At 39.0% G+C, this 14,153-nt stretch carries 11 protein-coding genes, 1 pseudogene and 1 other annotated feature; of the genes and pseudogenes, 8 read left to right on the forward strand and 4 right to left on the reverse strand.

Features of this window, described 5'->3' with window-relative positions; all coding sequences use genetic code 11:
- Window positions 1-166: 166 nt before the first annotated feature.
- The 6 genes from murC to ccpA all read left to right on the forward strand — a co-directional run bounded on the left by murC (window position 167) and on the right by ccpA (window position 5,591).
- On the forward strand, window positions 167-1,468 hold the full coding sequence (gene murC, locus V7083_RS01125) for a UDP-N-acetylmuramate--L-alanine ligase (RefSeq protein WP_335474468.1): 1,302 nt from the start codon (window positions 167-169) through the stop codon (window positions 1,466-1,468).
- A 238-nt stretch (window positions 1,469-1,706) separates the two neighbouring features.
- The gene (locus V7083_RS01130; protein ID WP_335474470.1) at window positions 1,707-2,168 is read left to right on the forward strand and encodes a DUF948 domain-containing protein; all 462 of its coding nucleotides are present in this window, start codon (window positions 1,707-1,709) and stop codon (window positions 2,166-2,168) included.
- 18 nt (window positions 2,169-2,186) lie between these two features.
- Window positions 2,187-2,633, forward strand: coding sequence for a YtxH domain-containing protein (locus tag V7083_RS01135; protein WP_335474471.1), 447 nt, complete (start codon window positions 2,187-2,189; stop codon window positions 2,631-2,633).
- 75 nt (window positions 2,634-2,708) lie between these two features.
- Entirely contained in the window at window positions 2,709-3,038 is a 330-nt protein-coding gene (gene ytxJ, locus V7083_RS01140) for a bacillithiol system redox-active protein YtxJ (protein WP_335474473.1), read from the forward strand.
- Between the two features lie 244 nt (window positions 3,039-3,282).
- Complete coding sequence (locus tag V7083_RS01145; protein WP_335474475.1) at window positions 3,283-4,359, forward strand: bifunctional 3-deoxy-7-phosphoheptulonate synthase/chorismate mutase; 1,077 nt, start codon at window positions 3,283-3,285, stop codon at window positions 4,357-4,359.
- Window positions 4,360-4,580: 221 nt separating this feature from the next.
- On the forward strand, window positions 4,581-5,591 hold the full coding sequence (gene ccpA, locus V7083_RS01150) for a catabolite control protein A (protein ID WP_438823679.1): 1,011 nt from the start codon (window positions 4,581-4,583) through the stop codon (window positions 5,589-5,591).
- Between the two features lie 28 nt (window positions 5,592-5,619).
- Here the strand turns inward: ccpA and V7083_RS01155 are convergent, their stop codons facing one another.
- Genes V7083_RS01155 through V7083_RS01165 form a run of 3 tightly spaced genes read right to left on the reverse strand, consistent with a single transcriptional unit; the run spans window position 5,620 to window position 8,093 of the window.
- Complete coding sequence (locus V7083_RS01155) at window positions 5,620-6,795, reverse strand: acetoin utilization protein AcuC (RefSeq protein WP_335474479.1); 1,176 nt, start codon at window positions 6,793-6,795, stop codon at window positions 5,620-5,622.
- Complete coding sequence (locus V7083_RS01160; protein ID WP_335474481.1) at window positions 6,792-7,439, reverse strand: acetoin utilization AcuB family protein; 648 nt, start codon at window positions 7,437-7,439, stop codon at window positions 6,792-6,794. The genes V7083_RS01155 and V7083_RS01160 overlap by 4 nt, the downstream gene beginning before the upstream one ends.
- A 21-nt stretch (window positions 7,440-7,460) precedes the next feature.
- Window positions 7,461-8,093: a GNAT family N-acetyltransferase gene (locus V7083_RS01165; protein WP_335474483.1), complete on the reverse strand. Its 633-nt coding sequence runs from the start codon at window positions 8,091-8,093 to the stop codon at window positions 7,461-7,463.
- A gap of 225 nt (window positions 8,094-8,318) precedes the next feature.
- Between V7083_RS01165 and acsA the strand changes: the two genes are divergently transcribed.
- Window positions 8,319-10,040 carry an acetate--CoA ligase gene (acsA, locus tag V7083_RS01170; protein ID WP_335474485.1) on the forward strand — a complete coding sequence of 574 codons (1,722 nt, stop codon included), beginning with the start codon at window positions 8,319-8,321 and terminating at the stop codon, window positions 10,038-10,040.
- Window positions 10,041-10,086: 46 nt separating this feature from the next.
- On the opposite strand, the gene V7083_RS01175 is transcribed toward acsA, so the two are convergent.
- Complete coding sequence (locus V7083_RS01175) at window positions 10,087-12,810, reverse strand: transglycosylase domain-containing protein (protein ID WP_335474487.1); 2,724 nt, start codon at window positions 12,808-12,810, stop codon at window positions 10,087-10,089.
- A 136-nt stretch (window positions 12,811-12,946) separates the two neighbouring features.
- Window positions 12,947-13,162, forward strand: a binding site (T-box leader).
- A 64-nt stretch (window positions 13,163-13,226) separates the two neighbouring features.
- On the opposite strand from V7083_RS01175, the pseudogene tyrS reads away from it, so the two are divergent.
- Window positions 13,227-14,088: pseudogene (tyrS, locus tag V7083_RS01180) on the forward strand (tyrosine--tRNA ligase).
- The last annotated feature ends 65 nt before the right edge of the window (window positions 14,089-14,153 follow it).

The raw sequence follows: 14,153 nt of genomic DNA on the forward strand, positions 1-14,153 counted from the left end.
GGTGCATGAAAATTCTAAAAATAGTTTTTAAGAATGAACAGTGATATAATAATAAAATGTGAATTTAACTTAACTAGATGTTATGAAGCATCTATTTTTCATGTAAGCAAATAAAGTCAGATGTCATATACTGTTTTACAGATAGACGTTGCTTGGAGGTTCTTCAATGACTATTTACCATTTTGTAGGTATAAAGGGGTCGGGAATGAGTGCACTGGCACAAGTTCTTCACGATATGAAATTTCAAGTACAAGGCTCCGATGTGGAAAAACGTTTTTTTACACAGCTTGCTCTTGAACAGTCCGGAATTAAGATTCTTCCTTTTCAAAAGGAGAATATTCAACCGGGGATGACCATTATTGCGGGAAATGCTTTTCCAGATACGCATGAGGAAATACAAGAAGCAATGGAGCTCGGACTTCCGATTGTACGTTACCATCGCTTTTTAGGCGATTTTATGCAAAACTTTACAAGTGTAGCCATCGCTGGAGCACATGGTAAAACCTCGACGACAGGTTTGCTTTCTCATGTCATCGCAGGGGCTAAGCCTACTTCGTTTTTAATTGGAGATGGGACCGGCAAAGGTGAAGAAGGGGCCGAATATTTTGTCTTTGAAGCATGTGAATATAGAAGGCATTTTCTGTCTTATTTCCCTGATTACGCCATCATGACCAATATTGATTTTGACCATCCAGATTATTTCGCAAATATAGATGATGTATTCTCGGCTTTTCAGGAATTAGCTCTGCAGGTTAAAAAGGGGATTTTTGCTTTCGGAGATGATGAACAGCTTCAAAAAATTCAGGCTAAAGTTCCTGTTCTATTTTATGGCTTTGGTGAAGAAAATGATTATCAGGCTGCCAATATCGTCAAAACAACAACTGGCACTAGTTTTGATGTGTTTATCCGGAATACGTTCTATGATTCATTTACCATTCCAACGTTCGGAGATCATAGCGTTTTAAATGCCCTTGCCGTGATTGGTTTATGTCATTATGAGGATATTGATGTTGAAATTGTGAAAGAAAGACTGACATCCTTTGGAGGGGTAAAACGCAGATTTTCTGAAAAGACAATGGGCAGCCAAATTTTAATTGATGATTATGCGCATCATCCAACGGAAATCAGAGCAACCGTTGATGCGGCTAAACAAAAGTACCCGGATCGCGAAATCATCGCTGTATTTCAGCCGCATACCTTGTCACGGACTCAAGCATTTTTAGACGACTTTGCTGAAAGCTTGCGTCTTGCTGACAAAACCTATTTGTGTGAAATTTTTGGCTCTGCACGTGAAAAACACGGTAAATTGTCTATTCAGGATTTGCAAGAAAAGATTCCAGGTTCCGAAATTCTTTCCGAAGAAGACACCTCTATTTTGAGAAGTCATGAAAACAGCGTGATCCTGTTCATGGGAGCTGGCGATATCCAAAAATTCCAAGAATCCTACGAAAAGCAATTAAATATCTAAAAAAGAAGATGTCAGCATTTGTTGGCATCTTTTTAATATGCGAAGAGAATTCCGATAAAAGAGGTCTCCAGGGAGAGCAGCGGAAAAGCCGTGAAACATTACTCTTAACAATGAAAATTTTTATTTTTCGGCAGGAAATAACGACAAATAAAAGGAAGTAGTATAAGATAATTATCGAGGTTTAGATCTCAATTAGAAAGGTAATACATAATGATAGACCAGATGGAGGTTTTTACAAATGCAGATTATTTTATACCTGAGCGTTGCCTTAATTGCCATCGCATTTTTGATTCTTGTCATTTTCTTATCGGCAACGCTTAAATCACTTAAATTAACCCTTAACAGCGTATCAGATACGTTAAAAGGGTTAGAAAAACAAGTTGAGGGTGTTACCACGGAAACCACGGCCTTGTTGAAAAAAACTAACGCTCTTGCTGAAGATATCCAAGATAAATCAGAACGGATCAATAGCGTAATTGAAGCGGTACAGGATGTAGGAGCCTCAGTGAAAAAATTTAACGGCTCTTTACAAAATATAACTAACACCATTGATAAAGAAGTCGAGGACAATAAAGAAAAAATCTCGCAAATTGTTCAATGGAGCAATGTATTTTTTGAAATAAAGGAAATGTGGCAGTCCAGAAAACAAGAAAAGACAGAAAATAACGTTCCACAGCAGCAGAGGATGCGTTCACACTAATTAAAGGAGGTAGACATGATGTCTAAAAAAGAGTATGAAGGACGTGAAACGAATCAAAGCAGAAGGGATGATTCTTCTAATCATTTTCTGCTTGGTGCCATTGTCGGTGGGGTAGTTGGCGCAGCAGCAGCACTGCTTCTTGCTCCTAAGGCAGGAAAAGAACTACGAAATACACTAACAGGCCAGGCAGGAAACCTTTTAGAAAAAACTGAGCCATTGCGGGAAAAAACGATATCCCTCTCACAGGGAATTGCCAAGCAATCAACAGGATTATTTAATAAGGGAAAAGAGAAACAGGGCGAAGAAGATTCTGATACAGCCTATATATCTTTAGAATCTCCTCAAAATATTTCTACTCCGTCAAAGACATCAGGTAAATCCACGCTAAATAGTGAAGAGCTGCGTAAAAAATTGGCAGAAACTCAAAGGGCTCTGGAGGAAGAAGAGAGTAAAGTAAAACTATAGGTCTGTTTATTTGTTTACGATGCGGTGAAGTGTTAAAATGACTTCACCGCATCTTTCATATGGAGGTTATAAATCATGCTTAAAAAAATTGAATCTGTTGAGCAATTTGAGGAATTATTGACAAAAGAAGATACGTTTTATTTGTTGAAGCACAGTCTTACTTGTCCAATCAGCCATGCTGCTTATCAGGAATATGAAAAGTTTTCTAAGGAACATCAGGAGCTGCCAACCTATTATTTAGCTGTTCAGGACTCAAAACCACTTTCTAACGAGATTGCTGAAAATTTCCAAATTAAGCATGAATCACCTCAGGCGATTCTTTTCACTAAAGGACAGCCATCGTGGAATGCTTCCCATTGGAAAATCACCAATAAATCCTTAACTGCAGCGGTGGGAGAAATTTAATCATTTATATTTCACATCTTGTCTATGAGATGAATACATTAAATAAATACACCTTACATATTCTTTAATGCTTAAAAGCGTCGAACTGTTAAAGAAAAAAGAGGTGACAAAGTATTTTTTATCCGTTATAATAATCCCTAATTATTAAAAAGTTTTAAAAAATTTAAATTTTGTGTCTTGTGAACCAGTTTCTATACCAATTACGGTATTATCTGATTTGCAAAAGAGAGGACGGGGACGAATGATGGGCAATAATGAATTAGAGCAATTAAGAACACGCGTGGATGAACTGAACTTGGAATTGTTGAGATTAATAAATGAGAGAGCTCAACTCGTCCAAGAGATTGGACGGGTTAAGGAAAACCAGGGGGTATACCGTTTCGATCCAGTCCGCGAAAGAATGATGTTAGATAAAATTAAAGAAAATAATGATGGACCATTTGATAGTGCGACTATTGATCATATTTTCAAGGAAATCTTTAAAGCAGGATTAGATTTACAAAAAGATGACCATAAAAAGGCATTACTAGTTTCCCGTAAGAAAAAGAAGGAAGACACCATTGTCACATTAAAAGGTGAAAACATTGGAGACGGCAAGCCTCATTTTGTTTTCGGTCCGTGTTCCGTTGAATCATACGAGCAAGTGGCTGCCGTGGCAAAGTCTATGAAAGAAAAAGGTTTGAAGTTATTGCGTGGCGGTGCTTACAAGCCAAGAACCTCTCCATATGATTTCCAGGGACTGGGTGTTGAGGGATTAAAAATCTTAAAACGGGTTGCCCAAGAGTATGACATGGCTGTAATCAGTGAAATCGTCAATCCAGCAGATATTGAAATGGCACTTGATTATATTGATGTGATTCAAATTGGTGCAAGAAATATGCAAAACTTCGAATTGTTAAAAGCAGCAGGTGCAGTAAATAAACCAGTATTGTTAAAAAGAGGTCTTTCAGCAACAATCGAGGAATTTATCAATGCTGCTGAATATATTATGGCGCAAGGAAACGGACAAATCATTCTTTGTGAGCGGGGAATTAGAACCTATGAACGTGCAACTAGAAATACATTAGATATTTCTGCGGTTCCAATTTTGAAACAAGAAACTCATTTACCAGTCATGGTGGATGTCACTCACTCAACAGGAAGAAGAGATCTATTGCTTCCGACGGCAAAGGCTGCCATTGCAATTGGTGCTGACGGCGTAATGGCTGAGGTTCATCCGGATCCGGCAGTCGCGTTATCCGATAGCCAACAGCAAATGGATTTAAATCAATTTGATCAATTCTACAATGAATTACTTTCGTCTAACTTTGTCCGCGTTTAATCGAATAGAGGGATAAAACGCTTGAAAAACCTTCTGCTTCATTATGCAGAAGGTTTTTTCAAATTATGCGAAAAATGTTGAAAATGCAATTGCGGCTTTCTACATCTTATCGTATCATTAAATAGATAATAAAGATTGTATACTATCTCACAATGAAAGTATGAGTAGATTTCATTCATATGCTATAAAATAAAGTAAACAAGGTACGCTTTAGGAGAGTGATGCAAGTGAATAATATAACAATTTATGATGTTGCCCGTGAAGCCAATGTTTCAATGGCAACCGTATCTAGGGTAGTTAATGGAAATCCAAATGTAAAACCGGTAACACGCAAAAAAGTGCTTGAGGTTATTGAAAGATTAGGGTACCGCCCAAATGCTGTAGCAAGAGGTCTTGCAAGTAAAAAAACGACAACTGTCGGAGTGATTATTCCGGATATCTCCAATATTTTCTTTGCCGAACTGGCACGTGGTATTGAAGATATCGCCACTATGTACAAATATAATATTATTTTGAGCAATTCCGACCAAAGTAAGGAAAAAGAATTGCATTTACTTAACACCATGCTAGGTAAGCAGGTAGATGGAATTGTATTTATGGGTGGAAACATTACTCTTGACCATGTTGATGAATTCAAAAAATCACCTGTTCCAATTGTTCTTGCAGGTTCTATTGAACAATCTGAAACCATTCCGTCTGTAAATATTGATTATGAACAAGCTGCTTATGATTCAGTTAAAGATTTTATTGACAGAGGTCATAAAAACATTGCATTTGTTATGGGACCACTTCATGAACCCGATATTTCCGAGAAAAAATTGAATGGTTATAAACGCGCACTAAGCGAAGCTACTATTCCTTACAATGAAGACTTGGTGATTGAAGGGGATTATACGTACGATTCTGGTCTAGAAGCATTTGACAGGATGCTGGAGATTTCAGTAAGACCTACAGCAATCTTCGTGGGTGCTGATGAAACGGCACTTGGTGTCGTTCATGGTGCAGCAGATAAGGGTTATAAAATCCCTGAAGACTTTGAAATTATTACATCGGACAATACCAGATTGTCACTGATGGTTCGCCCGCAGCTGACTACCGTTGTGCAGCCTCTTTATGATATTGGCGCAGTAGCAATGAGATTATTGACCAAGTTAATGAATAAAGAAAAAGTCAGTGATAACATCGTTGTATTGCCGCATCGAATTGAACACCGAAAATCAACTAAGGAATAATAGAAGGTTAGCCGTTTGGCTAACCTTTTTACATGGTCTTTTCACTTTTTTTGCTGCTGCGAATGGGGTAAAGCGCTTTTTCAAGGGTTATAAAATTCTTTTCGGTAATTTCAGGCTTTCTTGGAATCGGCGGGTACAGATTATCTGGATCGTCCCATTGTGTAGGCAATTTAACGGGAGCTATTTTTTGCCATTCTTCCGTCCATTCAGGTGGTAAGAAACCGAAACCAGTTGCATTTTCGGTCATTTCCAGCCAGATTAAGGACCAGGCTCTTGGAACAACTCGCCAAATATCATAGCCTCCTCCGCCAACGGCAATCCATTTACCACCGCAGTATTGATGGGCCATTTCATGGGCAAGCCGAGGTATTTCCCGGTAAATTTTCATGGTTGCTGATAAATGGGTTAATGGATCGAAATAATGTGAATCTGCGCCATTTTGAGTCAGAATAACATCCGGTTTAAAAAATTCCGCTATCTCTCTGAAAGCAGTGGAATACGTCTGCAGCCAAGATTCATCTTCGGTAAAAGCATCAACAGGGATATTAAATGAATATCCGTATCCAGAACCTTGACCACGTTCATTGATGTTTCCTGTACCCGGAAATAAATATCTTCCTGTTTCATGAATAGAAAGAGTGCATACATTGGGATCATCATAAAATGACCATTGAACGCCATCTCCGTGGTGGGCATCGGTATCAACATATAAAACTCTAGCATTATACTTTTCTTGTAAATATTTAATCGCTACTGAGCTATCGTTATAGATGCAAAATCCGGATGCCTTGCCACGAAAACCATGATGTAGTCCTCCACCAAGATGAACCGCATGTAAGGATTTTCCGGACATTACTTCATCTACAGCTGTTAAGGTGCCACCTACTAATAAGGAACTGGCCTCGTGCATATTGGCGAAAATGGGTGTATCTTCCGTACCCAAACCATAGTTTTCAGCTATTTCTTCCTGAAGCAGCCCATGGCCTGCTTTTTTTACAGCTTCAATATAGTTAGGATCATGGATGAGTTTTAATTCTTCTTCTGATGCCATTCTAGGAGGGATGATTTGTGTGGAATCTAATGCATTCATTTTATGTAACAAGTCTACCGTTAACTTAAGCCGGAACTGATTAAAAGGATGATGGCTGCTGAATTTATAATTCAGCAGTTCTTCCGAATAGACAAAGGAGCAGCGGTCTTTCATAGTGAAATCCCCGGTAGATTAGGCCATAAAACATGATAGCCGGAACTTCTTAGCTCTTGAATGAGTCCGGTAGGGTTCATCAATTGGACCCTGATTACTAGAATTTTAAATTGATCATCCTGTTTGTCCGGGTAAACTAGTACACTAAGAATATTAGCATGACGCTTATGAATGATGCCTGATATATCGGATAGAACTCCGGTTATATCCGGAACCCTAATTTCAATTTGGGATCCTGGCTGATGAACACCCATTAATTCAACCATCGTTCGTAATAAATCTGTTTCTGTCACAATCCCTGCCAATTTGTTGCCATTTACAATGGGAAGACAGCTAATCTTATGTTCATAAAACAAGCCTGCAACTTCTTCAACAAAGTCCAAAGGATGTCCGGTAATGATGTCCTTTTTCATGATGAGTTCCAACGGCTTTTTTAAATCTTCGGGATGTTCATTTGTATGAAAGATGGACGGTGTTGCCTCTTTAATATTGGCAACCGTAACGAGCCCCACAAGCTGATTTTCACTGTCAACGATGGGAATATGTCTTATTTTTCTTGTTTCCATTAATGTTAAAGCATCTTTTATCGTATCCGTTGAAAAAAGGGTGGCAACATCCGTTTTCATTATTTCTTCTACGATCATGAGGATTCCTCCCAGATTCTTTTAGTACATAAAACGATTCATAAATCTTAACCGATCAAATTTATGGATGGACTCGGTATCAATCCGTTTGCCAATTTTCGCCATTAAACAGTTGGCGGGATGAGAACAAATCTCCGGATCATCGGTTGCATACCATTCTAAGCCACCTGCATTCATCATCTTTTCCATAACCTTGCGATATTCCCAAACATTTAAATTGGTTCTTTTTAAATCCCAATGCCAATAATACTCAGTTGTAATAATGATATAGTCTTCCATGGCATCATCCATCATCGATACAATAAGGAGATTTTTGCCGACAGCAAAACCTCTAAATTGAGGAATGACTTCAATTGCACCTAACTCTATTAAATTATCTATTTTTCCTTCTGACCATCGTTCCAAAGGATCTGGATATAAAAAAGTTACATAGCCGACTATAGTATTTTGATGGCGTGCGATTATGATTCTTCCTTCTTCTAGATCAGCAATTCCGATTAGTGCTTGATGCTGCTGTGCAGGCTGACGAAAAGCTACGAGATCTTCATGAAAGTCATAGCTTGCAAGTTTATCGGATGAAATAGGACCTTCAATAATTAATTTACCATGAGGAGTTTTTAATTCTTTTGCATTATAGGTTTTTTTATGTTCCATTTGGTCACCGCCTGGAAAAATCTATAGTGTTTCCATTCTATTATACATGAAATTGGAGATTTGAAAGTGTTTTCACGAAATTTTCTGTCATATTTTACGTTAAAATAACCATTTACACATGGTAAAAACAGGGTATTTATAAAAAAATATTTTTAAAAAATTGTGAATAGTGATAATTTGTACTATAATTATCTCAAAATCTATTTCTTTTAAGGGGGAGAATGAATGAGAGTGGAAGCGTTACCAGTAGTGCAGGGCGATCATAATTTACATAATTATGATGAAACCTATAAGAATTTTGACTGGAAAGAAACAGAAAACCAATTTTCCTGGAGCGAAACCGGTCTTGTCAATTTGGCCTATGAGGCTATTGACCGTCATGTCAATACATTCCGAAAGAACAAAGTGGCGCTTTACTATCGTGATGCAGTACGGGATGAAAAGTATACCTTTAAAGAAATGAAAGAACTGTCCAACAAGGCTGGCAATGTTCTAAAAAATTACGGTGATGTTGAAAAAGGCGACCGTGTCTTTATTTTTATGCCGCGATCCCCAGAACTTTACTTTACTGTTTTAGGTGCGATTAAACTTGGGGCGATAGTTGGCCCATTATTTGAAGCCTTCATGGAAGGGGCTGTAAGAGATCGATTAGAAGATAGTGAAGCAAAAGTACTGGTAACAACTCCTGAATTGTTAGAACGGGTGCCAGTGAACGAATTACCTGCACTGAAGCACATTTTTCTTGTCGGAAAAAATGTGGAAGAGCAGGGGCCATATGTGGATTTCTTAGCAAAATTGAGCGAGGCAAGCAAAAATCTAAAGATTGAGTGGGTGGAAAGAACAGATGGCTTAATCCTCCACTATACCTCCGGATCTACTGGTAAACCAAAAGGTGTATTGCATGTACATAATGCGATGATTCAGCATTATCAAACAGCTAAATGGGTCCTTGATTTAAAAGAGGATGATGTTTATTGGTGTACGGCTGACCCAGGTTGGGTAACAGGGACTTCCTATGGAATTTTTGGACCTTGGTTGACAGGAACCTCTAATGTTATTATAGGTGGACGTTTTAGTCCTGAATCATGGTACAAAATGATTGAAGACTTTGGGGTAACCGTGTGGTACAGTGCACCAACAGCCTTTAGGATGTTAATGGGTGCCGGTGATGAGCTGGTGAAGAAATTTGATTTGAGCAGTCTTCGCCATATACTAAGTGTTGGTGAACCTTTGAATCCTGAGGTTGTAAAATGGGGGGCAAAAGTATTTAATAAACGAATTCATGATAACTGGTGGATGACAGAAACGGGTGCTCAGTTAATCAGCAACTATCCTTGCATGGAAATTAAACCAGGATCAATGGGTAAACCGATTCCAGGTGTTCAAGCAGCCATCGTGGATGATCAAGGAAATGAACTTCCGCCATACCGCATGGGAAATCTGGCTATTAAAAAAGGCTGGCCATCCATGATGCATACAATTTGGAATAATCCGCAAAAATACGAATCATATTTTATGCCAAATGGCGGTTGGTATGTGTCCGGCGATTCAGCCTATATGGATGAGGACGGATATTTCTGGTTCCAAGGACGTGTGGACGATGTAATCATGACGTCTGGTGAGCGTGTGGGTCCGTTTGAAGTTGAGAGTAAGCTTGTTGAGCATCCTGCAGTGGCGGAAGCCGGTGTTATTGGAAAACCGGATCCGGTTCGTGGCGAAATCATTAAAGCTTTTATCGCATTAAGAGACGGCTATCAACCTACGGAAGATCTCAAAGAAGATATTAGACAGTTCGTGAAAAAAGGCCTTGCTGCACATGCAGCTCCAAGAGAAATTGATTTCCGTGACAAGCTGCCAAAAACGAGAAGCGGTAAAATAATGAGACGTGTATTGAAAGCATGGGAACTTAATTTGCCAACAGGCGATCTTTCAACCATGGAAGACTAATCAATATAGAAAAACAGCACCGAGAATTTAAACTCGGTGCTGTTTTTTAAGGCAATTCCACTACATTAGAAGGTGATGATTCTTTACCAGCAATATCGACAGCCTTTACGTAATAGCTGCCACTTCCGGCATTATACGATAATTTTGAGCCACTCTTTATGCTGGCAATCTTTGATTGGCCCTTATAGAGGCGATAGCCAATGACATCATTATCACCGGATGATGTCCAGGAAAGGGTATTTCCTGATATTGAGAGGGTGACAGAATTAGGGTTTTTGCCATTGTCCACCATTTTAGCGTCAGGGACAAGAACATTTCCCCAACGTCCCCTGTCAGGAATCAGTTGATTGATGTTTCTGAAGTTTCTCCCAACCATTCTCGTGATAAAGTCAGGATTTAAAATAACTCCTGATTGGGCAAATTCTTTTGGCGTAGAGCTTAAAGCCATATATTTTTTGCCATTTATAGTTACATACTTGCTTTCAATCAAGCTGTCATCCACTTTAGTCGGAACATGATTAACGCTAAAATAGTCACTTTCAACTAATCCGGCCCTAGAACAAAGACTTGAAGGCAAGAGACCTGAAATCGCACAATAAGATCGCTTCACGATCCCTTCAGGCATTGGGAACGCTTCTTTAGGGGCAACCAAGTCTGGCTTAATTTTATAAGCCGCATTCATTAATTCTGCCCATAAATAATTCGTTCTTTGACTATACGACAAACCAGAAGTCCTTAAAGATTTAGGTGTATCATAACCAGTCCAAATGCCAAAGGTGACATTCGGGTTAGTGGCAACAAACCAGGAATCAATGTACTCATTACCTGTACCTGTTTTGCCAGCCCAATCAGAACTGAAACTTAGTTTGCTTTTAATTCCTGCTGCTGTTCCCATTTTAATAACATCACGCATCATATCAAGGGTTAAATAAGCCGTTTGTGGTGTAAAGACATCAACTGGTTTCACCTCGTGCTTGTAGATGACCTTTCCGTCTTTATCCACAATTTGGTCGATTAAATAAGCATCAATAAATTTTCCATTATTGGCAAAAGTACTGAAGGCATTTGTGTTTTCTTCAATGGTCACCCCGTTTTTCAAGGAACCAATTGCGGTTGCAAGATTGGTATGGTCGTCTTTTCGAAGTGATGTGAATCCCATTTTTTCAAGATACTTTGCCGGGTCTTGATTAACAATTTCTGAATAAAGCTTAACAGCTGGAACGTTATACGATTTAGCTAGTGCATATCTTGCCGCCACAATTCCGCTGTACCGTAAATCATAGTTGCGCGGCCACGGTGAGCTGCTGGCAGGATTGAGCCGCAATTCTACGTCAGGTAGAGGTGTTCCCGGTGAAGCTTGTCCCAACTCAATAGCCGGTCCATAGACAAGCAGCGGTTTCATGGTAGACCCGTTTTGTCTTATGGCATTAGTCGCGTGATTGACTTGCTGCTTATTATAATCTCTTCCACCTACAAAGCTGATTATGGCGCCAGTTTTGTTTTCAATCAGCATAGCTCCAACCTCAACCGGCTCCATCACAGTTACTTGCTGGCCTGTTTCTGGATCTGGTTTTGCCTGGGCCTTATCCGGACCATAATATTTATAATTATCCTTTACCACTTGCATGGCGTCATAAATATCTTTATTGATGGTTGTATGAATTTCATACCCATTTTGTCGTAAGGCATGACTTGCCAGTGTTTTATATTTATAAAAAAGGTTATCATCATTTTTTAAATCTTTTTCTTCATATCCGTCTTGTTTAGCCAAAACGGTTGTTAGTACCTCGATGGAGCGTTTTTCAATTTCATCCGTTAGCCATGGATAGTTATCATGTGGATTGGTGCCTGCTGGAATAAAATCCTTTGTAATGTCGTATGCTAATGCTTCTTGATATTGTTGTTTATTGATATAACCGCCATCAAACATTCTTTTTAAAACTGTTTTCATTCGTGTAAGCCCCGGCTCTAGGTTGGTTTTCACCGTACCTTGGTTCGTAAATGGTGTGTAACCAAATGGACTTTGCGGTAATCCAGCAATAAAGGCAGCTTGCGGCAGAGACAGGTCTTTTGCATTTTTTCCAAAAATTCCTTTGGCTGCAGCCTGGACACCGGCGATATTTTTACCGGAAGAATTTCTCCCAAAAGTCGCAACATTTAAATAGGCTTCAAGAATTTCCTTTTTGCTGAAGAATTTTTCTAAACGAAGGGCAAGTAATATTTCATTTGCTTTTCTTTGAAAGGAAACTTCATTGGTGAGAATTTGGTTTTTGATTAACTGTTGGGTAAGTGTACTCCCGCCTGATTGAATCGACGAATTTGTTACTTCCTGAAAGAGAGCACGAAAAACAGCTTTTGGCACGACTCCCTTGTGTTGGTAAAAGTATTCATCCTCTGTAGCAATAACCGCATTGATCAGGTTATCAGAAATTTGATCTATCTCTACTTCTTCACGTTCGAGATCGGTCCTAAGCTTTCCAAGATAGACGTCATTAGCAAAGTATAATTGCGATGTTTCCGTGTAATTATATATATCCTTCTTCATGTTTTCATAGGAGCGGACAGGTTCATCTTTTACAAGTGAGGCAAAATAGCCTGCACCGACACCTGTAGCAAAAGCTCCTCCCAGTATTACGACTGTCAAGACAATCAAAAACAGATTCCATAGAACCTGATAGGTAATGCTGGCGCCTTTAATGGTTTTTCTATGTGTAATAAATTGTATGATCGATTTTGTTTTTTCCAGCCAGCCCTTTAATTTTTCTTTCATTTGAATGCATCACCTCAACTTAACATTATATCATAATAGAGATGAAAATATTGACAACCTCTTGCATTTTTCTGAAATTTCTAGTTTTCGTTTGACATCAGTCGAAATGTATGGTAAAAATGCTTTAATTTAAATAATAAAAGCTGTGAAGGGAATCAATTGTAGTCTTCTATCCCTGTGTGAAGAGAGGCAGCGGCTGGTGAAAGCTGCCACATATAGAAGAATGAATTACATCCTCGAGCTGTCTCCGTGAAGGTAAAGTAACGGAGAACGGATTTGAACCGTTATTTGTTCCAAGGTGGAGGAGTTATTCCTCAAGCCGAGTGGTACCGCGTATTTTTACGTCCCTGCATATTTGCAAGGGGCGTTTTTATTTTGACTGGAGGGAATATAGTGGATTTATTACAAGATTTGGCGTGGCGTGGCATGGCATCATCTATCAACAAACCGATGAAGAAGGACTAAAAGATGTCCTCAATACAGATCATATCTCACTTTACTGTGGGGTTGATCCAACAGCAGACAGTATGCACATCGGTCATTTGCTGCCGTTTTTAACTCTAAGAAGATTTCAGCAGCAGGGCCATCGACCAATTGTTTTAGTTGGCGGTGCAACAGGATTAATTGGAGATCCAAGTGGTAAAAGTGAGGAAAGAAAGCTCTTAACATTAGATACCGTTCAACAAAATGTTGAGGGAATTAAAAAACAGCTTCAATCGATTTTTGAATTTGAAGGTGAAAATGGTGCCATTATGGTGAATAACTATGATTGGGCCGGTTCGATGGACGTTGTTACTTTTTTACGTGATATTGGGAAGCATATTGGGGTAAATTATATGCTGGCAAAGGATACCATTGCCTCTCGCCTTGATACGGGTATTTCGTTTACTGAATTCACTTATACGATTTTACAGGCGATGGATTTCCTTCATTTATTCGAAAATCACAAGTGCAAATTGCAAATTGGCGGCAGCGATCAGTGNNGAATTGATCCGTAAAATTCATCCGGAAAACTCTAAAGCATTTGGATTAACCATCCCGCTTGTTACAAAAGCAGATGGCACTAAATTCGGAAAAACCGAAAGCGGTGCTGTATGGTTGGATCCTGAAAAAACAACACCATATGAATTCTACCAATTCTGGATTAACACAGCAGATGCGGATGTTGTAAAATACTTAAAAATCTTCACATTTTTGTCTCATGAAGAAATTGAACAACTGGAAAAAGCTGTGGAGGAAGAGCCTCATCTTCGTAAAGCCCAAAAGGTATTAGCGTAAGAAATGACCCGTCTAATCCACGGTGAAGCTGCATTGGAACAAGCGATTAAAATTTCTGCAGCATT

Origin of the sequence: Bacillus sp. JJ1764, assembly GCF_036962145.1 — a bacterium.
Classification (GTDB): Bacteria; Bacillota; Bacilli; order Bacillales; family Cytobacillaceae; genus Neobacillus.

What these genes read in the sequence shown, in the direction of transcription:
- V7083_RS01165 (WP_335474483.1), bottom strand. Translation starts at nt 8,093, where the DNA reads ATGGAACATAAAAAAACCTATAATGCAAAAGAATTAAAAACTCCTCAT.
- acsA (WP_335474485.1), top strand. Translation starts at nt 8,319, where the DNA reads ATGAGAGTGGAAGCGTTACCAGTAGTGCAGGGCGATCATAATTTACAT.
- V7083_RS01130 (WP_335474470.1), top strand. Translation starts at nt 1,707, where the DNA reads ATGCAGATTATTTTATACCTGAGCGTTGCCTTAATTGCCATCGCATTT.
- V7083_RS01155 (WP_335474479.1), bottom strand. Translation starts at nt 6,795, where the DNA reads ATGAAAGACCGCTGCTCCTTTGTCTATTCGGAAGAACTGCTGAATTAT.
- ccpA (WP_438823679.1), top strand. Translation starts at nt 4,581, where the DNA reads ATGCAAGTGAATAATATAACAATTTATGATGTTGCCCGTGAAGCCAAT.
- murC (WP_335474468.1), top strand. Translation starts at nt 167, where the DNA reads ATGACTATTTACCATTTTGTAGGTATAAAGGGGTCGGGAATGAGTGCA.
- V7083_RS01175 (WP_335474487.1), bottom strand. Translation starts at nt 12,810, where the DNA reads ATGAAAGAAAAATTAAAGGGCTGGCTGGAAAAAACAAAATCGATCATA.
- ytxJ (WP_335474473.1), top strand. Translation starts at nt 2,709, where the DNA reads ATGCTTAAAAAAATTGAATCTGTTGAGCAATTTGAGGAATTATTGACA.
- V7083_RS01145 (WP_335474475.1), top strand. Translation starts at nt 3,283, where the DNA reads ATGGGCAATAATGAATTAGAGCAATTAAGAACACGCGTGGATGAACTG.
- V7083_RS01135 (WP_335474471.1), top strand. Translation starts at nt 2,187, where the DNA reads ATGTCTAAAAAAGAGTATGAAGGACGTGAAACGAATCAAAGCAGAAGG.
- V7083_RS01160 (WP_335474481.1), bottom strand. Translation starts at nt 7,439, where the DNA reads ATGATCGTAGAAGAAATAATGAAAACGGATGTTGCCACCCTTTTTTCA.